The sequence below is a fragment of the Micromonospora sp. NPDC047620 genome (assembly GCF_043205005.1).
Classification (GTDB): Bacteria; Actinomycetota; Actinomycetes; order Mycobacteriales; family Micromonosporaceae; genus Micromonospora.
Genome location: NZ_JBIDDG010000001.1, coordinates 45,990 through 64,977, shown reverse-complemented (window position 1 = coordinate 64,977; position 18,988 = coordinate 45,990). Strand labels below are relative to the sequence as shown.

Below are 18,988 nucleotides of genomic sequence, written 5' to 3'. Positions count from 1 at the left end.
CGCGCGACACCCGACCCGGGCCGGCTCAGCGCAGGGACAGGGCGGCGAGGGCGGCGTTGACGATGCTGCCGGGCAGCAGGTCGTGCAGCTCGTACAGCTCGTGGACGCTGCCGGACTGGCCGAACTCGTCCACCCCGAGCGGCACCGCCGGGGCGCCGACCGCCGAGCCGAGCCACGCCATCGCGTGCGAGGCGGCGTCGTGCACGGTCACCACCGGCACCCGGTCGGCGAACGCCGAGCGCAGCGCGCCGGGCACGCTCGGCACGGTCGCCGTGCGGACGCCCTGGCGCAGGGTGCGCTGCCAGGCCCGGTAGAGCCGGTCCAGCGAGGTGACGTCGACGACGTGCGCGGCGATGCCCTCCTCGGCCAGCTCCGCCGCCGCGACGAGCACCTCCGGCAGCACCGCGCCGGAGGCGGCGAGCTGCACGACCGGGGCGTCGGCCAGGTGCGGGTACGCCTGGTGGGCGTCCACCAGGCGGTACGCCCCGGCGACCGCCTGCCGGCGCAGCACCGCGTCGCCTAGCCGGGCCCGGGCCGCCTCGAAGGGCGCCTGGTCGATCGGGCGGGTGCTGAGCCGGAAGTAGTACGCGCCGTCCTCGGCCGGCGCGGCCGTCGCCGACGGGGCCGACCCGCCGGCGATCTGGCCCAGCGCGTCGCAGAGCAGCCAGTCCAGCGTGGCCGCGTACGCGGGTTCGAGGAACGTCACCCCCGGCAGTTCCAGGCCGACCGAGGCGGTGATGGTCGACTGGTGCGCACCGCCCTCGGGGGCGAGGGTGATGCCCGACGGGGTGCCGGCGACCACGAACCGGGAGCCGGAGTAGGTGCCATAGAGGAACGCGTCGAGCCCGCGCAGCACGAACGGGTCGTAGACCGTGCCGACCGGCAGTAGCGGCTGGGCCGACAGGTCCCACGACAGGCCGAGCTGGCCGAGCAGGAGGAACAGGTTCATCTCCGAGATGCCCAGCTCGATGTGCTGGCCGGCGGGGCTCTCCGTCCAGCGCAGCATCCGGTCCTCGGTCCAGGAACGCTGCTCGGTGGGCGCGAAGACGCCGGTCTTGTTGATGAACCCGGCGAGGTTCGTGGAGGTCGCCACGTCCGGCGCGGTGGTGACCAGGTAGCGGCCGACCTCGGGGTTGCGGGCCAACTCGACCAGCACCCGGCCGAAGACCTCCTGCGTCGAGATGGGCTTGTTGGCGCGTACCCGCGTGGTCTCCGGGACGGTGACGCCCAGCGCCCGCTCGCGGGGCGCGCGGGACAGCGCCTCCCGGCGCTCGCTGGCGCGGATGCCGGCCGGGGACGCCGGGTCGAGGCGATCCCACTCGGTCCCCGGCGTCAGGCCGTACGCGGCGCGCAGCGCGGCGACCTGCTCCGTGGTGAGCAGCGCCGAGTGGTTGCGCGGGTTGCCGGCGATCGGCAGCCCCCACCCCTTCACCGTGTACGCGAACACCACGCTGGGCCGGTCGGTGACGGCGTCGCACTGGGCGTACGCGTCGAGCATCGCCGCCATGTCGTGCCCGCCCAGGTCGGTGACCAGCGGCCCCAGCTCGTCGTCGCCGATGTCGGCGATGAACGCCTCGATCCCGTCGGGCGCGCCGTCGAGGAACTGCTTGCGCAGCGCCGGCCCGGCGAGCCCGAACAGCGACTGGTACTGCTCGTTCGGCATCGCGTCGATCCAGTCGCGCAGCCGCTCACCGCCCGGCCGGGCGTACGCCTCGGCGAGCCGGCGGCCGTACTTGACCTCGACCACGTGCCAGCCGGCGGCCTCGAACTGGCCCCGCCACTGGTTGATCCGCACCCCGGGCACCACCCGGTCGAGCGACTGCCGGTTGAAGTCGACCAGCCACATCACGTTGCCCAGGCCGGTGGTGGCCGGATCGGCGACCGCCTCCCAGATGTTGCCCTCGTCCAGTTCGGCGTCGCCGATCAGCGCGACGAACCGGGAGTGCGGGCGGGCGCCGAAGTGCGCGTCGACGTAGCGCCGCGTCGCGGCGGCGAAGAGCGGCGCCGCCGCGCCGAGCCCGACGGAACCGGTGGAGAAGTCCACCTCGTCCGGGTCCTTGGTACGCGACGGGTACGACTGGAGCCCACCCCGGGCCCGCAGCGTCGTCAGGTACGACCGGTCCAGGTTGCCGAGCAGGTACTGGATGGCGTGGAACACCGGCGAGGCGTGCGGCTTGACCGCCACCCGGTCCTCGGCGTCCAGGTGCGCGAACCACAGCGCCGTCATCGCGGTGACCAGCGAGGCGCTGGACGCCTGGTGCCCACCCACCTTCACCCCGTCGCCGGTGTCGCGGTCGTGGTTGGCCGCGTCGACGATCCGGGTGGCGAGCCAGAGCACCCGCCGCTGGATCTCGTCGAGGACGTCGAGGTCGGTTCGGTTCACGGTCGACTCCAGGGGTCCGGACGTCACCGTTGACGGCCGGTCGGGGGTGGGCGGGGGTTGCGCGGGTACGGGGCCGCCGCGCACGACGGGCGTGCGCGGCGGCTCGGAAGGTGCAGGGCAGGACACTTCCTGTCCAAGAGGCGTCAGGAAGATGCCCTTTCTTGCAGGTCAGGCGCCGAGGCGGGAGAGGATCAGCTCGCGGACGGTCTTGGCGTCGGCCTGGCCGCGGGTGGTCTTCATGACCGCGCCGACCAGTGCGCCGGCCGCGGCGACCTTGCCGCTGCGCACCTTCTCGGCGATGTCCGGGTTGGCCGCGATCGCCTCGTCCACGGCGGCGGTGAGCGCGCCGGTGTCGGAGACGACCTCCAGGCCCCGATTGGTCATGATCTCGGTCGGCGAGCCCTCGCCGGCCACCACGCCCTCCAGGACGCTGCGGGCCAGCTTGTCGTTGAGCTTGCCGGCGTCGACCAGGCCCTGCAGCTCGGCGACCTGCGCCGGGGTGGCCCCGACGTCGGCCAGCTCCTCGCCGGTCTCGTTGGCGCGCCGGGACAGCTCGCCCAGCCACCACTTGCGGGCCGCGGCCGGGGACGCGCCGGCGGCGACGGTCTGCTCGATCAGCTCGACCGCGCCGGCGTTGAGCACGGACTGCATGTCCGCGTCCGACAGGCCCCACTGCTCCTGGAGCCGGCGGCGGTGCAGCCGGGGCAGCTCGGGCAGGGCGGCCTTCAGCTCGGCGACCCAGGCGGTGTCCGGCGCGAGCGGCACCAGGTCCGGCTCCGGGAAGTAGCGGTAGTCGGTCGCCGTCTCCTTGGACCGGCCCGGCGTGGTGTCGCCGGTGTCCTCGTGGAAGTGCCGGGTCTCCTGGGTGATCCGGCCGCCCGCGTCGAGCACGGACGCCTGCCGGATGATCTCCGACCGGACCGCCCGCTCGACCGACCGCAGCGAGTTGACGTTCTTGGTCTCCGTCCGGGTGCCCCACTCCTCGCCGGGCAGGTTGAGGGAGGTGTTGACGTCGCAGCGCAGCGACCCCTCCTCCATCCGCACGTCGGAGACGCCCAGCGAGCGGATCACGTCGCGCAGCTCGGTGACGTACGCGCGGGCCACCTCGGGGGCCAACGCGCCGGTGCCGGGGACCGGCTTGGTGACGATCTCCACCAGCGGGATGCCGGCCCGGTTGTAGTCGACCAGCGACTCGGTGGCGCCGTGGATGCGCCCGGTGGTGCCGCCGACGTGCAGCGTCTTGCCGGTGTCCTCCTCCAGGTGCACCCGCTCGATGCCGATCCGCACCAGCTCGCCGTTCACCTCGACGTCCAGGTAGCCCTCGAAGCACAGCGGCTCGTCGTACTGGCTGATCTGGAAGTCCTTCGGCATGTCCGGGTAGAAGTAGTTCTTCCGGGCGAACCGGCACCACTCGGCGATCGAGCAGTTCAGCGCCAGGCCGATCCGGATCGTCGCCTCGATGGCGGCCCTGTTGGCCACCGGCAGCGAGCCGGGCAGACCCAGGCAGACCGGGCAGACCCGGGTGTTCGGCGCGCCACCGAAGTCGGTCGGGCAGCCGCAGAACATCTTGGTGTTCGTGCCCAGCTCGACGTGGGTCTCCAGGCCGATCACCGGTTCGTAGCGCGCGACGACCTCGTCGTACGCGGGCAGTGTCGTCGTCATCTGAGCTCCTGCCTCACAGTGCCGGTGGGGTGAACGTGCCGACCGCGCTCTCCAGCGCCGCGGCGACCCGGTACATCCGGTCGTCGGCCATGGTCGGGGCCATGATCTGGAAGCCGACCGGCAGCCCGTCGGAGAGCCCGCACGGCACCGAGATGCCCGGCCCGCCGTACAGGTTGGTCGGGATGGTGAACAGGTCGGCCAGGTACATCTGGTACGGGTCGGAGGTGCGCGCCCCGATCGGGAACGCCACGAACGGGGTGGTCGGCGAGATCAGCGCGTCGACCTGCTCGAACGCCGCCGTGAAGTCCCGGGTGATCAGGGTCCGGACCTTCTGCGCCTGCCCGTAGTAGGCGTCGTAGTAGCCCGACGAGAGCGCGTACGTGCCGATCATGATCCGGCGCTTGACCTCGGCGCCGAAGCCGGCCTCCCGGGTCAGCGACATGACCTCCTCCAGCGACCGGTTGCCGTCGTCGCCGACCCGCAGGCCGAACCGGACGCCGTCGAACCGGGCCAGGTTGGAGGAGCACTCGCTCGGGGCGATCAGGTAGTACGCCGGCAGCGCGTACGCGAAGTTCGGGCAGGACACCTCGACGATCTCGGCGCCCATCTTGGTCAGCGCGTCGACCGACTCGCGGAACGCGGCCAGCACGCCGGGCTCGGCGCCCTCGCCGGTGAACTGGGTGACGATGCCGAGCTTCACACCGGTCAGGTCACCGGTCGCACCCCGCCTCGCGGCGGCCACCACGTCCGGCACCGGCTGCGGGATGGAGGTGGAGTCGCGCGGGTCGTGCCCGCCGATCACCTCGTGCAGCAGCGCGGCGTCCAGCACCGTACGGGCGCAGGGGCCGGGGGTGTCCAGCGAGGAGGAGAACGCCACCAGGCCGTAGCGGGAGGTGCCGCCGTAGGTCGGCTTCGCGCCGACGGTGCCGGTGACCGCGCCGGGCTGGCGGATCGAGCCGCCGGTGTCGGAACCGATCGCCAGCGGCGCCTCGTACGCCGCGAGGGCCGCGGCGCTGCCGCCGCCGGAGCCGCCCGGGATGCGGCTCAGGTCCCACGGGTTGTGCGTCGGGCCGTACGCCGAGTACTCGGTGGAGGAGCCCATGGCGAACTCGTCCATGTTGGTCTTGCCGAGCATCACCGTGCCGGCGGCGCGCAGCCGCTGCACGATCGTCGAGTCGTACGGCGGGCGCCAGCCCTCCAGGATCTTCGACCCGACGGTGGTCGGCACGCCCTTGGTGGTCAGCACGTCCTTCACCGCGACCGGCACGCCGGCCAGCGGGCCCAGCTCCTCGCCGGCGGCGCGGCGGGCGTCCACCTCGCGGGCGGCGGCGAGCGCGCCCTCGCTGTCGACGTGCAGGAACGCGTGCACCCGGTCGTCCACGGCGGCGATCCGGTCCAGGTGCGCCCGCGTGACCTCGACGGCGGAGGTCTCGCCGGCGGCGACGAGCCCCGCGATCTCCGTCGCGGTCAGTCTGGTCAGGTCACTCATGCCGCCGCCTCGCTTCGCTCACCGGCGTCCTGCGCGCCGGACACACCGGGCCTGGTGATCCGCTCGCTCATGACGCCACATCCTCGTCCAGGATCCGCGGTACGCGGAACCGCTGCTCCTCGGCGTCGGGCGCGCCCGACAGCGCCTCCTCCGGGGTCAGCCCGGGCACCACGACGTCGTCCCGCAGGACGTTGGTCAGCGGCACCGAGTGCGAGGTCGGCGGGATGTCCGCCGCGGTGACCTCGCCGACCTGCGCGACCGCCTGGAGGATCACGTCGAGCTGGCCGGCGAAGGTGTCCAGCTCCTCCTCCGTGACGGCGAGCCGCGACAGTCGCGCCAGGTGCGCGACCTCCTCGCGGGAGATGGCGGCCATCGGTGCCCCCTTCGTGACGGTGTTGCCGGTCGGGCCGGTGCCGGCCGCGCGGCGATGTGCGTGACGCGCGGTGACCGGAGCGAGTCTATTGTTCCGTCCCGGCGGCGCGTCCCCGACTCCCCCTATGGGCGCGGCGCGCCGGGCCGCCGCCCGGTGGGAGGCATCCCGGCGACGGGCTCGGCGGGCGGTGGGCTCAGCGGGCGTGCCGGCGGGGGATCTCCGTGTCGGGGCTGGGGGTCGGGCGGACCGGGCGGTAGCGGGCCAGCCAGGCGACGAGTTCCTCGGCCGGCATCGGCCGGGCGTAGAACCAGCCCTGCGCGGCGTCGCAGCCGGCGGCGTGCAGCATGCGCCAGGTGCGCTCGTCCTCCACGCCCTCGGCGACCACCCGCAGCCCGAGCGCCTTGGCCAGCTCGATCGTCGACCGCACGATCGCCGCGTCGTCGGCGTCCTCGGCCATCCCCAGCACGAAGGAGCGGTCCACCTTCACCTCGGACAGCGGCAGCCGACGCAGGTGCTGCAACGACGAGTACCCGGTGCCGAAGTCGTCCAACGCGATGCCCACCCCGATCCGGTGCAGGCGGGAGATGGTGGCCAGCACCCGGCGGGGGTCGGCCATCAGCGCCCCCTCGGTGATCTCCAGTTGCAGCCGCTGCGGCGGCACGCCGTACCGGGCGAGCCGGTCGGCGATCTGGTCGGCGATCTCGCCGGTGTGCAGGTCCCGCACGCTGACGTTGAGCGCCGCCGGCACGGCGATCCCGGCGGCCGACCACTTGGCGAGCTGTTCCACCACGTCGTCCACCACCCGCCGGGTCAGCAGCCGCATCACCGCGCTCTGCTCGGCGACCCGGATCAGCTCCTCCGGGTCCACCATCCCCCGGCGGGGGTGCCGCCAGCGCAGCAGCGCCTCCACGCCGACCACCTCACCGGTCGCGATCGCGACCTGCGGCTGGTAGTACATGGTGATCTCGCCCGCGTCGGCGGCCGGGTCCAGCTCCGCGTCCCGACCCCGAGCCGGGCCGGGGTCCGCGCCCCGCCGTCGGGCCGCGTCCTGCTGGCCACCCCGCCGGCCCGCCGGGTCGCGGTCGCCGCGCCGGCCGCCGTCGCCGGTCGTGCCCTGCCGGCGTACGCCGACGCCGGTCTCGCTGCCGGGCCGACCGGCGTGCTCGCGGCGGCCGGGGCCGTCGCCCCGGTCCGGGCCGGTCTCGGGCGATGCCGCCGCCCGGCGGCGGATCGGGTCGGCGGCGGTGACGATCCGGTTGATCAACTCGTCGGTGTGCGGCGGCTCGGTCCGCTGCCGGCGGCGGCGCAACCGCCAGCGGCCGGATCCGGCGGCGGGGCGCAGACCCGCCGCGTCGGCCGGAAGTTCCGCGCCGTCCCCGCCCCGCGCGCCCATCGCCGGCGTGGCCGGTGCCGTCGCGGCGGCACCATTGACGCCGGCGAGGTCACCGCCCCCCTCGGCCAGGACCCCACCGGCCACGGTCCGGTCGGCCGCCCCCTGCGGCCCGCCGCAATCGCCCGGGAGCCCGGCCCGCGCGCCTTCCCCCGCCGGTAGGCCGGCCGGCGCGCCTTCCCCCGCCGGGAGCCCGGCCCGTGCGGCGTCCTCAGACGGGAGGCCGGCCCGCGTCGCCGGCGCGCCGGCCGGGCGGCCCGACTCCAGCACCCGGCGCAGGTCCGCGAGAAGGCCCAGCCGCTCGGCGGAGTTGTGGTCCGACTCGGCCGCGTAGACCGCCACGGTGTCGTTGCGGTGCTTGGCGTCGTACATCGCCACGTCGGCGTGGCGCATCAGGGTCGCGAAGTCCTCGCCGTGTTCCGGGAACAGCGCGATGCCGATGGAGCCGCCCACGTCGAGCGGCAGCCCGTCCAGGGGCACCGGCTCGGCCAGCGCGCGGACCACCCGGTCGGCGAGGTCCCGGGCCTCGCCGACGTCGGCCAGCCCGGTCATCACGATGGCGAACTCGTCCCCGCCCAGCCGAGCCACCATGTCCTCCCCGGCCACACCGGTCAGCCGGGCGCTCACCTCGACCAGCAGCCGGTCACCCACCGCGTGCCCGAGGGCGTCGTTGACGTTCTTGAACCGGTCGAGGTCGATCAGGAGCAGCGCCAGGTGCGCACCGGGCTCGCCGCGGGTTACCCGTTCGGCGTGCAGGTGCACCTGCTCGCCGACCTCGGCCAGCAGCGCCTTGCGGTTGGGCAGGCCGGTGAGCGGGTCCAGTGAGGCCAGTTGCTGCTGCTCCACGCTGAGCCGGGCCATCCGGTAGACGGCGAACAGCGGCACCAGCACCAGCGGGATCAGCGCCGCGCTGGCCCGGGCCGCGGCGACCAACACCGGGGCGAGCAGCAGCAGCGAGCCGGTGGAGAGCAGCTCGAAACCCAGCCCCTGCCGCAGGCTGGGCCACCAGCGGTCGCCGAAGCGCAGCCGGACGGCGGCGCTCACCAGCGCGTAGTTGACGGCGAACCAGGCCACCGTCGCGCCGCCCACGGCGGCCACGTCCGTCCAGCGCAGCGGGCCGCCGTCGAAGATGCCGCCGGGCCCGAGCCAGGTGACCACGTACGCGGCGGCCAGGGCGCAGGCGTACTGGCCGGCGTTGAAGGCCGTGCGCCAGGGGGCGTGCCCCATCCGCCAGCCCGAGACGACGACGGCCACCGCCTGCACGGCGACCGCCGGGCCGAACCCCCAGCCGAGCAGGATCGCGAAGGTGAAGCAGGTGGACGGGAAGACCGCCGAGGTCTGCCGGCGCCCGGGCGGCACGAACGGGCGCGCGTCGCAGCCGACGGCGAGGGCCGCCATCACCCAGAACGCCGCCGGCAGCTCCGGCAACTCCTCCGGGAGGGCGAGCAGCGGGCGTACGCAGAACAGCACGGCCAGCGCGACGACCGACCAGACGAAGACGAAGAACGGGCGTCCCCGGCCGGGCGGAACGGAGTTTCGCAGGTCGGCGGCCTCCATCGCACCTCCCGGGGGGCTCAATCCACGAGGCGTGACCCGCCGGCACGCCGTGCCGTCAATGAAACGCCCTCGGTGGTGCAATGCCCGACACGACAGTCGCGAATCGGTCGTAGTCGTAATTAAGTTGGTATCCGGGCCAGTCCCCGCAAGCCGCCCGCGGCGACGCCCACCGGCGACACCGCGGGCCGTCCGCCCGAGCGCCCGCCCGGGCGGCTTCCCCGCGCGCCCGCCCCCACGCCCCGGCGACTTCCCCGCCGGCCCGCCGTCACTCGTCGGTGCGGGCGACCTCCCGGGCCGCGTCCGGGCCCTCGTCCAACAGCACCTGGAAGCCCGCCTCGTCGAGGACGGGCACCTTGAGGCTGGCCGCCTTGTCCGCCTTGGAGCCCGGGTTGTCGCCCACGACCACGAAGGAGGTCTTCTTGGAGACCGACCCGCTCACCTTGCCGCCCCGGCTCTGGATCGCCTCGGATGCCTGGTCACGGCTGAATCCGGCCAGTGTGCCGGTCACCACGACGGTGAGCCCCTCCAGCGGGCGTGGCCCCTCGTCGACGGCCTCCTCGGCCATCCGTACGCCGGCCTCGCTCCACTTGCGAACAACCTCGCGGTGCCAGTCGACGGCGAACCACTCCCGGATGCTCGCGGCGATCGTCGGCCCGACGCCGTCGACCGAGGAGAGCTCGTCCTCGGTGGCCCGGTCGATCGCCTCGACGGAGCGGAAGTGCCGGGCGAGCGCCTGCGCGGCGGTGGGGCCGACGTGCCGGATGGACAGGCCCACCAACACCCGCCACAGGTCGCGTTCCTTCGCCACGGCCAGGTTGTCCAGCAGCTTGTGGGCGTTGCTGCCGAGGGTGCCGTCCTTGTTGACGAAGAAGGGCGACTGGGCGAGCTGCTTCTCGTCGAGGGAGAACAGGTCGCCCTCGTCGGTGATGACGTGCGCGTCGAGCAGCGCCGCCGCGCCCTTGTGACCGAGCGCCTCGATGTCGAACACCTTGCGGCCGGCAAGGTGGTAAACCCGCTCCCGCAGCTGCCCGGGGCAGGTGCGGGAGTTGGGGCACCGGATGTCGACGTCCGCCTCCTTCGCCGGCGCCAGCGGCGAGCCGCAGGCCGGGCAGGTGGCGGGCATCACGAACGGCCGGGCGTCGGCGGGGCGCAGGTCGACCACCGGCCCGAGCAGCTCGGGGATCACGTCGCCGGCCTTGCGCAGCACCACGGTGTCGCCGATCAGGACGCCCTTGCGCTCGACCTCCCGCGCGTTGTGCAGGGTGGCGTACGCGACGGTGGAGCCGGCCACCTTGACGGGCTGGAGCACGGCCCGCGGCGTGACCCGGCCGGTGCGTCCGACCTCGACGTCGATGTCGAGCAGCTTCGTGTTCACCTCCTCCGGCGGGTACTTGAAGGCGATCGCCCAGCGCGGCGCCCGGCTGGTCGAGCCGAGCCTGCCCTGGATGGAGACCGGGTCGACCTTGACCACCACGCCGTCGATCTCGTGCTCGACGTCGTGCCGGTGCGCGGCGTAGTGGGCGATGTATTCCGCGACGCCGGCCAGGTCGGGCACCACCCGCCAGCGGTCGCTGGTCGGCAGCCCCCACGCCTTCAGGGCCGCGTAGGACTCGGACTGCGTCACCGGCTGGAAGCCACGGCGGGCACCGAAGCCGTGCACCACCAGGCGCAGCGGCCGGGAGGCGGTGATCCGCGGATCCTTCTGGCGCAGGCTGCCGGCGGCGGCGTTGCGCGGGTTGGCGAACGGGGCCTTGCCCTGCTCGACCAGCCCGGCGTTGAGATCGGCGAAGGCGGCCACCGGGAAGTAGATCTCGCCCCGCACCTCCACGAACTCTGGGATGTCGGGGAACTCGGCCGACGTGCTGAGCTGGCCCGGCACGCCGGCGATGCTGCGCACGTTGGCGGTGACGTCCTCGCCCGTGCGGCCGTCGCCCCGGGTCGCCGCCCGGACCAGCCGCCCGCGCTCGTAGGTGAGGTTGATGGCGAGCCCGTCGACCTTCAGCTCGCACAGGTAGGCCACCGGCCCGCCCGCGTCCCGCTCGACCCGCTCGGCCCAGGCCGCCAGCTCCTCGTCGGCGAAGGCGTTGTCGAGGGAGAGCATCCGCTCGGCGTGGGCGACCGGGGTGAAGTCGGTGGAGAAGGTGCCGCCGACCCGCTGGGTCGGCGACTCGGGGGTGCGCAGCGCCGGGAACCGCTCCTCCAGCGCCGCCAGCTCCCGCAACTGCCGGTCGAAATCGGCGTCGGAGATGGTCGGCGCGTCCAGCACGTAGTAGCGGTACTGGTGGTCCGTCAGCTCCTGGCTGAGCGTGGCGTGCCGCTCCCGGGCCTCCGGGGTCGGCTCGGCGCCGGCCGCCGCCTCCTGCGCCGGAGTGACCTGCTGGGCGATGGCTTCCTCGGACACCGTGCGACCTCCCGTGATTCCGCTACCCCGGCACCGTATCGGTCCGGTGGGACAATCCGCCGGCCACCCGCCACGCCCGAGCGGCGACAGGGCCGCCGACGTGCGAGGATCGCCGGACTGCGGGCTGCGCCAGGTGGCCCGCCAGCTGCGGCGTCCGCGCCGCACCAACTGTCGAGGCGGAGGTACGGATGCCGGAATGGCTGCTCTGGGCGGCGGCGGTCGCGCTGGCCGTGGCGGCCGGCTGGGCGTGGAGCGAGTGGCGGCGCGGTGCCCGTGACGACGCCCCGCGCCGACGGGGACGCCCGCGCACCCGGCCCGGCCGCGGCACCGCGTCGCCGGGCGGGCCCGGCCGGTCGACCGCGCCACCCCGGCCGCGTACCGCCGAACGGGCGCCCACCGGCGCGCCGCGCCCCGGCGAGATCTGGTGGGCCGACGTCCCGTACGCCGACGGCACCGGCTCGAAGGTGCGGCCCTGCCTGGTGCTGCGCGCCGACGCCCGGGGCGCCGACGTCCTGAAGATCACCAGCCAGGACAGGAGCGGCCGGGACGACCACGTCCGCATCCCGACCTGGGAGTGGGACCCCGGCGCCGACCACGACAGCTTCGTCGACCTGGCCGAGCCCGCCCGTGTTCCGCTGGCCGACTTCTCCCGCCACGCCGGCGCCTGCGACCCCGCCCTGTGGCGCCGCATCCGCCGCCTGCCCCACCTCCCCGGCGCCTGACCACGCGCCGGCCGACCGACTCTCGCACGGCCCGACGGGAGGCGCCGGCCGACCGGCTCTCGCACGGCCCGACGGGACGCGCCGTCCAGCCGGCCCTCGCACGGCCCGACGGACGGCGGGGCGGGTCAGTCCCAGGCGCGGGCGAGAGTGTGGAGCTGGTCGGCGTACTCGATGCGGGCGGACCAGGCGTCGGGCCAGGCCGGCATGCCCAGGGCCGCACCGACGAAGGCGCCGGCCAGCGCGGCGATCGAGTCGGAGTCGCCGGCGGTGGTGGCGCCCCGGGCCAGCGCGGCGACCGGGTCGTCGGCGTGCCGGATCGCGCAGAACAGCGCGGTGGCCATCGCCTCCTCGGCGATCCAGCCCTCGCCGGTGTGCCGGCACGGGTCGCCGCCGTCGTCCGGGTCGGCGAGCGCGGCGTCGAGGCGGCCGAGGACCGCGAGGCACTCGTCCCAGCCGCGGGCGATGAAGTCCTCCGGCGTCTCCACGCCGGGACGCTGCCAGAGGTCGCCGAGCCAGTCGGCGCGGTAGACGCGCCGCTGGTCGCGGGCCCGGTCGGCGAGCAGGCGGGGCAGGTCCGCCGGCGCCGCGCCGGTGCGCAGCAGCCACACGGCGTACGCGGTCAGCTCGCTGGCCGCCAGGCCGGTCGGGTGCCCGTGGGTCAGCCCCGCCTGGAGCTGGGACAGCCCGGCGAGGGTGTCCAGGTCGACGTCGAGCAGGCCGACCGGGGTGACCCGCATGTTCGCCCCGCAGCCCTTCGAGCCGGCGACCGTCGCCTCCTGCCAGCGCACACCCCGCCCGAGGTCGGCGCAGGCGCGCAGGCAGGTCATGCCCGGCGCCCGGTTGTTCTCCGGGCTGGCCGCCCAGTCGAGGAAGCGCTGCCGCAGCAGCGGCTCGACCGCCTCGGGCGTCAGCGCCGGGGCGTCGTGCAGCGCCCAGCCGACGGCCAGCGCCATCTGGGTGTCGTCGGTCACCAGTGCCGGGTGGCCGGCGAGCTCGCGCGGGCCGGCCGGGCCGTAGCGGCGGACGATCTCGGCGACGGTCAGGAACTCGGTCGGTTTGCCCAGCGCGTCACCGTAGGCGAGGCCGAAGAGCGAGCCGGCGGCCCGCCGGAGCGAGGTGTCGATCATTCCCGCGATCATGCCGCCCGACCGCAACCCGCACCACCGCGACGGCCGGGCACCCGCGCCGCGGTCGGGCCGGCCAGGGCCCCGCCCGTACGACAGGAAACCTCAGTCCTCGGCGAGCCGCCGCCCCGCGTCCCGGCAGGCGGCGAGCACCGCGCGGGCGTACTGCGGGGTCGCGTTGGCGAGACCGCACGCCGGGGTGACCACGACCTGCTCGGCGAGCCGCCGGCGCGGGAAGCCGAGGCGGTCCCAGAGCTGGCGTACCCGGTCGGCGACCTGCGCCGAGGTGGGCGCGCGACCGGCGGCCGGCGGCCGGGTCGGCGCGGCGCCGGCCAGCAGCCCGAGCCCGGCGTCGATCGCCTCGCCCAGCGGGTCCAGGTCGGTGACGAGGTCGAGGTCGAGGGCCACACCGACGGCGCCCGCGGCGCGGATCAGCTCCAGCGGCACGTCCGGCGCGCAGCAGTGCACCAGGACCGGCACGCCGGCCGCCTCGACGACCGTGCGCAGCAGCGACCCGGCGACGCCCGGCTCCACGGCCCGGTACACGCCGAACCCGCTCTCGGTGGGCACCCGCGCGGCGAGCACGGCCGGCAGCGACGGCTCGTCGAGTTGGAGCAGCACGGTGGCGTGCGGCAGCCGGCGGACGACCGCCGCGACGTGCGCGCGCAACCCCTCCGCGAGCGAACCCGTGAGGTCCCGGACCGCGCCGGGATCCCGCAGCATCCGGCCCCCGATCGGCAGCTCCAGGGACGCGGCCAGGGTGAACGGGCCACCCGCCTGGATCTTGACCGGTCCCACGTACTCCTCGGCCTGCTCGGCGAGCTGGTCGAGGTCGCGTTCCATCAGGTCACGGGCGCGGCGCAGGTCCCGCCCCGGGCGGGGCGCGATCCGCCAGCGGGCGGCGTACAGCTCAACCGGCAGCTCGACCAGCAGGCCGGCGGTCCGGCCGACCAGGTCGGCGCCGGGCCCCCGGGCCGGCAGCTCCGGCAGGTGCGGCAACGCGGGAAGCTCGCCGAGGACGATCCGCTGCGCCTCGGCGATGTCGGTGCCGGGGAGGGAACCGATGCCGGTCGCCGCGCCGGTCGGCCAGGGCCACGCCTGATCTGTCACGGCCGAAGACTATCCGGCCGCCGGGCGGCCGGACCGCTCAGCCGGCGATGGTGGCGGAGCCGAGCACGATGTCGCCGGCCGGGTCCGGCCGGTAGGCGACGATCGCCTGGCCGGCGGCGACCCCGCGCACCGGGCGGCGCAGCTCGGCGCGGAGGCCGTCGGCGCTCACCTCCACCGTCGCCGGCACCACGTCGCCGTGCGCCCGCAACTGCACCTCGCACTCCAGCGGGGCGTCCGGGCGGGGCCCGCCCGTCCACACCGGACGCTCGGCGCGCACCCGGGAGACCTCGAGGGCCTCCGCCGGGCCGACCGTCACCGTGTTGGTCTTCGGCGTGATGGAGAGCACGTACCGGGGGCGGCCGTCCGGCGCCGGGCGGTCCAGGTGCAGGCCGCGCCGCTGCCCGACGGTGTACGCGTACGCGCCGGCGTGGCTGCCCACCACGTCGCCGGTGGTCGCGTCCACCACGTCGCCGGGCGCCTCGCCGAGGCGCTGCGCGAGGAAGCCGCGGGTGTCGCCGTCGGCGATGAAGCAGATGTCGTGCGAGTCGGGCTTGTCGGCCACCGCCAGCCCCCGCCGCGCGGCCTCCTCGCGGACCTGGGCCTTCGTCGAGTCCCCGAGCGGGAAGAGTGACCGGTCGAGCTGCTCGCGGGTGAGCACCGCGAGGACGTACGACTGGTCCTTGGCCACGTCGACGCTGCGGCGCAGCAGCCCGTCCGCCCCGAGCCGGGCGTGATGGCCGGTGACCACGGCGTCGAAGCCCAGGGCCACGGCCCGGTCCAGCACCGCGGCAAACTTGATCTTCTCGTTGCAGCGCAGGCAGGGGTTCGGCGTACGGCCCGCCGCGTACTCGGCGACGAAGTCGTCCACCACGTCGGCGTGGAAGCGGTCGGCCATGTCCCAGACGTAGAACGGGATGCCGATGACGTCGGCGGCCCGCCGGGCGTCGCGGGAGTCCTCCAGCGTGCAGCAGCCGCGCGCTCCGGTGCGGTACGTCTGCGGGTTGCGCGCCAGCGCCAGGTGCACGCCGGTCACGTCGTGTCCCGCCTCCACCGCCCGCGCCGCCGCGACCGCCGAGTCGACCCCGCCGGACATCGCCGCCAACACCCTCACCGGCCCACTCCCTTCACCCCACCGAGCCTATCCCCGCCCCCACCCCGCCCGACCTCCCCGCCCTGGCGCCAACGTCCCCCCGCCGCGCGATCTCGCAGTTGCCGTCCGGCAAAAGGGGCAACACCGCGATCAAGGGGCCGAAAAGTGCAAGATCGCGAGCAGGGTGGGGTGGGAAGGGTGGGGGTCAGCGGGGGGTGCGGAGGGCGGCAGCGCGGCGGGCGCGTTCGACGGTGGCCGGGAGTGCGGCGATGAGGGCGTCGACGTCGGCGGGCGTGCTGGTGTGGCCGAGGGTGAAGCGCAGCGAGGAGCGGGCGCGGTCGTCGTCGGCGCCCATGGCCAGCAGCACGTGGGACGGCTGGGCCACCCCGGCGGAGCAGGCCGAGCCGGTCGAGCAGGCGATGCCCTGGGCGTCCAGCAGGAGCAGCAGGGCGTCTCCCTCGCAGCCGGGGAAGGAGAAGTGCGCGTTGCCCGGCAGCCGGCCGGTGGGGTCGCCGTTGAAGACCACCTCGGGCACCGCCTGCCGGACCCGCTCGACCAGGTCGTCGCGGAGCGCGGCGATCCGGGCCGCGTACTCCTGCTGGCCCTTGACCGCCGCCTCCACGGCGACGGCGAAGGCGACGATGCCGGCGGTGTCGAGGGTGCCGGAGCGCACGTCGCGCTCCTGGCCGCCGCCGTGCAGCAGCGGGGTGGCCGGTACGTCGCGGGCGAGCACGAGGGCGCCCACCCCGGTCGGCCCGCCGAGCTTGTGCCCGGTCACGGTCAGCGCGGCGACCCCGCTGGCGGCGAAGTCCACCGGCACCTGCCCGACCGCCTGGATCGCGTCGGTGTGGAAGGGCACCCCGTGCTCGGCGGCGACCGCGGCCAGGTCGGCGACCGGCTGCACGGTGCCCACCTCGTTGTTGGCCCACATCGCGGTCACCACCGCGACCCGGTGACCGTGCTCGGCCAGCTCGGCGCGCAGCTCGTCGGGGCTGAGCCGGCCGCTGGCGTCCACGGAGAGCCAGCCCACCCGGGCCCCCTCGTGGTCGGCCAGCCAGTCCACCGCGTCGAGCACCGCGTGGTGCTCCACCGCGCTGGAGACCACCCGGTCCCGCCGGGTGTCGGCCCCTCGCCGCGCCCAGAAGATGCCCTTGACCGCGAGGTTGTCGCTCTCGGTCCCGCCGCCGGTGAAGACGACCTCGGAGGGGCGGGCGCCCAGCGCGGCGGCCACCCGCTCCCGCGACTCCTCCACCCGCCGCCGGGCACGGCGGCCCGACGCGTGCAGCGAGGACGCGTTGCCGACCTCGCGGGCGGTGGCGACGTACGCCTCCAGTGCCTCGTCGAGCATCGGGGTCGTCGCCGCGTGATCCAGGTATGCCATCACGGCTCAGCCTAACGACCGGCCCCGGACCGGATGGACGCCGGAGTACGCCGTCCAACCCACGAGGGCGGTGCGACCCCGAACCCGCACGTCACGAATCTCTCGGACGTCGCGGGGTACTACCGACCCGCGCGAACACACGGATGTTCCCGGCCGGTGTGCTCGGCGACGGATCGGACGAGCTGCTGCCGTTGCCACCGGACGTCAACCATCAGGCATACTCGGTTGTCGACGTTTCCGCCGAGGCGTCCGACAGCCCACGGCCCCGCGAGAGCGTGCCGAGGGGCCTCTGACGGGCTGATCGGCGGGCCGGCTCAGCTCCCCGGCCCGCCGATCAGCTCCCCACCCGCGGTCAGGCCGCGCCCGACGACGTCGTCGCTCCCGATCATCCCCGGTCGGGGGCCGGACAGCGACGGGCCGGGAACCGCCGCGCGGTTCCCGGCCCGGGTGCGGGCGAGCGTCAGCTCACTTGCGCTTGCGGATCTCCTCCGCGGCCTGCGGGACGACCTTGAACAGGTCGCCCACCACGCCGAAGTCGGCCAGCTCGAAGATCGGCGCCTCGCCGTCCTTGTTGACCGCGACGATGGTCTTCGAGGTCTGCATGCCGGCCCGGTGCTGGATGGCACCGGAGATGCCGAGCGCGACGTAGAGCTGCGGGGAGACGGTCTTGCCGGTCTGGCCCACCTGGAACTGGTGCGGGTAGAAGCCGGAGTCGACGGCCGCGCGGGACGCGCCGACGGCGCCGCCGAGCAGGTCGGCCAGCTCCTCGACCAGCTTGAAGTTGTCGGCGTTGCCGACGCCGCGACCGCCGGAGACGACGACGCCGGCCTCGGTGAGCTCGGGGCGGGAGCCCTTCTGCTCGGCGACCCGGTCGACGACCTTGGCCAGCTTGTCGGCGTCGGTGACCGACACGGTGAGCTGCTCGACGGCCGGGGTGGCGGCCGCCGGGGTCGGGTTGACCGAGTTCGGCCGGACGGTGACCAGCGGCAGGCCGCGGGTGACCTTGGACTTGACGATGGTCGAGCCGGCGAAGGCCACCTGGGTGGCGGTGCCGTCGGCGGCCAGGGCGACCACGTCGGTCAGGATGCCGTTGTCCAGCTTGACGGCCAGGCGGGCGGCGATCTCCTTGCCCTCCTGCGACGAGGCGAGCAGCACGGCCGCGGGCTGCACCCGCTTGACCAGCTCGGCCACGGCGGTGGCCTTGGGGGCCACCAGGTAGCCGTCGATGTCGTCACCCTCGGCGGCGTAGATCTTCTCCGCGCCGTACTCGCCCAGCTTGGCGCTCAGCGCCTCGGCGGCGCCGGGGCCGCCGAGCACGACCGCGCTCGCCGTGCCCAGCTCGCGGGCGAGGGTGAGCATCTCCAGGGTGACCTTCTTGACGCCGAATTCCCGGGTGGCTTCGACGACGACGAGAACCTCAGACATGTCCAGACCTCTCACACGAACTTCTCGGTGGCGAGGAACTCGACCAGCTTGACGCCGCCGTCGCCCTCGTCGGTGATCTTCGCGCCGCCGGAGCGCGGCGGGCGCTTGGTGTGCTCCAGCACGGCGCTGGTCGCGCCCTCGAAGCCCACCTCGGCCGGGGCGACGCCGAGGTCACCCAGGGAGAGCGTCTGCACCGGCTTCTTCTTCGCGGCCATGATGCCCTTGAAGGACGGGTAGCGCGGCTCGTTGATGGTGTCCCAGACGGAGACCACGGCGGGGGTGGCGGCGGTGACCACCTCGTAGCCCTCCTCGGTCTGCCGCTCGACGGTCAGGGTGGAGCCGTCGACGGTGAGCTTGCGGGCGCCGGTCAGCGCCGCGACGCCCAGCCGCTCGGCGATCATGTGCGGCATCACCTGCACCCGGCCGTCGGTCGACTCGGCGCCGCAGAGCACCAGGTCGGCGTTCAACTGGCCGAGCGCGGCGGCGAGCACCTTCGAGGTGGCCACGGCGCAGGACCCGTGCAGGGCCTCGTCCACGACGTGCACGGCCTTGTCGGGACCCATGGAGAGCGCCTTGCGGATCGACTCGGTCGCCCGGTCCGGACCCATGGTCAGGACGGTGACCTCGCCGCCGTGGGCCTCCTTGATCTTCAACGCCTCTTCGATGGCGTACTCGTCCATCTCGTTGATGACGTTGTTCGCCGAACCGCGGTCGACGGTGTTGTCGTCAGTGCGCAGGTTGCGGTCCGCGCCCGAATCGGGCACCTGCTTGACGAGTACGACGATGTTCATCGCGCTTCGACGACCCTCCTGTTTGGTGTAGCGATCACTCGCCCGGTCACGGGCGCAGCCTCCCGCGTGACTTAACGATCGGTCAACCAC

13 protein-coding genes are annotated in these 18,988 nt (G+C 74.6%); 1 reads left to right on the top strand and 12 read right to left on the bottom strand.

All coding sequences use genetic code 11. The features are described 5' to 3' along the window. Window positions 1-25 precede the first annotated feature (25 nt). The 6 genes from ACGF5C_RS00250 to ligA form a co-directional block, all read right to left on the bottom strand. Entirely contained in the window at window positions 26-2,383 is a 2,358-nt protein-coding gene (locus ACGF5C_RS00250) for a pyruvate dehydrogenase (RefSeq protein WP_393295179.1), read from the bottom strand. Window positions 2,384-2,551: 168 nt separating this feature from the next. Then, window positions 2,552-4,045 carry an Asp-tRNA(Asn)/Glu-tRNA(Gln) amidotransferase subunit GatB gene (gene gatB, locus ACGF5C_RS00245; protein ID WP_393295176.1) on the bottom strand — a complete coding sequence of 498 codons (1,494 nt, stop codon included), beginning with the start codon at window positions 4,043-4,045 and terminating at the stop codon, window positions 2,552-2,554. A gap of 13 nt (window positions 4,046-4,058) precedes the next feature. Beyond that, the gene (gene gatA, locus ACGF5C_RS00240; protein ID WP_393295173.1) at window positions 4,059-5,534 is read right to left on the bottom strand and encodes an Asp-tRNA(Asn)/Glu-tRNA(Gln) amidotransferase subunit GatA; all 1,476 of its coding nucleotides are present in this window, start codon (window positions 5,532-5,534) and stop codon (window positions 4,059-4,061) included. Between the two features lie 67 nt (window positions 5,535-5,601). Continuing rightward, on the bottom strand, window positions 5,602-5,907 hold the full coding sequence (gene gatC, locus ACGF5C_RS00235) for an Asp-tRNA(Asn)/Glu-tRNA(Gln) amidotransferase subunit GatC (protein WP_350685712.1): 306 nt from the start codon (window positions 5,905-5,907) through the stop codon (window positions 5,602-5,604). Window positions 5,908-6,100: 193 nt separating this feature from the next. Then, window positions 6,101-8,854 (bottom strand): EAL domain-containing protein, encoded by a 2,754-nt coding sequence (locus ACGF5C_RS00230; RefSeq protein WP_393295170.1) that lies wholly within the window; start codon window positions 8,852-8,854, stop codon window positions 6,101-6,103. A 265-nt stretch (window positions 8,855-9,119) separates the two neighbouring features. Further along, a complete protein-coding gene (ligA, locus tag ACGF5C_RS00225; RefSeq protein ID WP_393295167.1) occupies window positions 9,120-11,255 on the bottom strand; it encodes an NAD-dependent DNA ligase LigA in 2,136 nt (711 codons plus the stop codon). Window positions 11,256-11,443: 188 nt separating this feature from the next. Between ligA and ACGF5C_RS00220 the strand changes: the two genes are divergently transcribed. Further along, window positions 11,444-11,977: a type II toxin-antitoxin system PemK/MazF family toxin gene (locus ACGF5C_RS00220; RefSeq protein WP_393295164.1), complete on the top strand. Its 534-nt coding sequence runs from the start codon at window positions 11,444-11,446 to the stop codon at window positions 11,975-11,977. Between the two features lie 125 nt (window positions 11,978-12,102). Here the strand turns inward: ACGF5C_RS00220 and ACGF5C_RS00215 are convergent, their stop codons facing one another. The 6 genes from ACGF5C_RS00215 to ACGF5C_RS00190 all read right to left on the bottom strand — a co-directional run bounded on the left by ACGF5C_RS00215 (window position 12,103) and on the right by ACGF5C_RS00190 (window position 18,898). Further along, a complete protein-coding gene (locus ACGF5C_RS00215; protein WP_393295161.1) occupies window positions 12,103-13,104 on the bottom strand; it encodes an ADP-ribosylglycohydrolase family protein in 1,002 nt (333 codons plus the stop codon). Between the two features lie 102 nt (window positions 13,105-13,206). After that, window positions 13,207-14,211: a methionine synthase gene (locus ACGF5C_RS00210; RefSeq protein ID WP_393295158.1), complete on the bottom strand. Its 1,005-nt coding sequence runs from the start codon at window positions 14,209-14,211 to the stop codon at window positions 13,207-13,209. Between the two features lie 37 nt (window positions 14,212-14,248). Continuing rightward, entirely contained in the window at window positions 14,249-15,322 is a 1,074-nt protein-coding gene (gene mnmA / locus ACGF5C_RS00205) for a tRNA 2-thiouridine(34) synthase MnmA (protein ID WP_393295155.1), read from the bottom strand. A 184-nt stretch (window positions 15,323-15,506) separates the two neighbouring features. Continuing rightward, window positions 15,507-16,682, bottom strand: a complete 1,176-nt coding sequence (locus ACGF5C_RS00200; protein ID WP_393295152.1) for a cysteine desulfurase family protein — start codon at window positions 16,680-16,682, stop codon at window positions 15,507-15,509. A 465-nt stretch (window positions 16,683-17,147) separates the two neighbouring features. Beyond that, complete coding sequence (locus ACGF5C_RS00195; protein WP_393295145.1) at window positions 17,148-18,107, bottom strand: electron transfer flavoprotein subunit alpha/FixB family protein; 960 nt, start codon at window positions 18,105-18,107, stop codon at window positions 17,148-17,150. Window positions 18,108-18,118: 11 nt separating this feature from the next. Next, a complete protein-coding gene (locus tag ACGF5C_RS00190) occupies window positions 18,119-18,898 on the bottom strand; it encodes an electron transfer flavoprotein subunit beta/FixA family protein (RefSeq protein ID WP_350704691.1) in 780 nt (259 codons plus the stop codon). Window positions 18,899-18,988 lie beyond the last annotated feature (90 nt).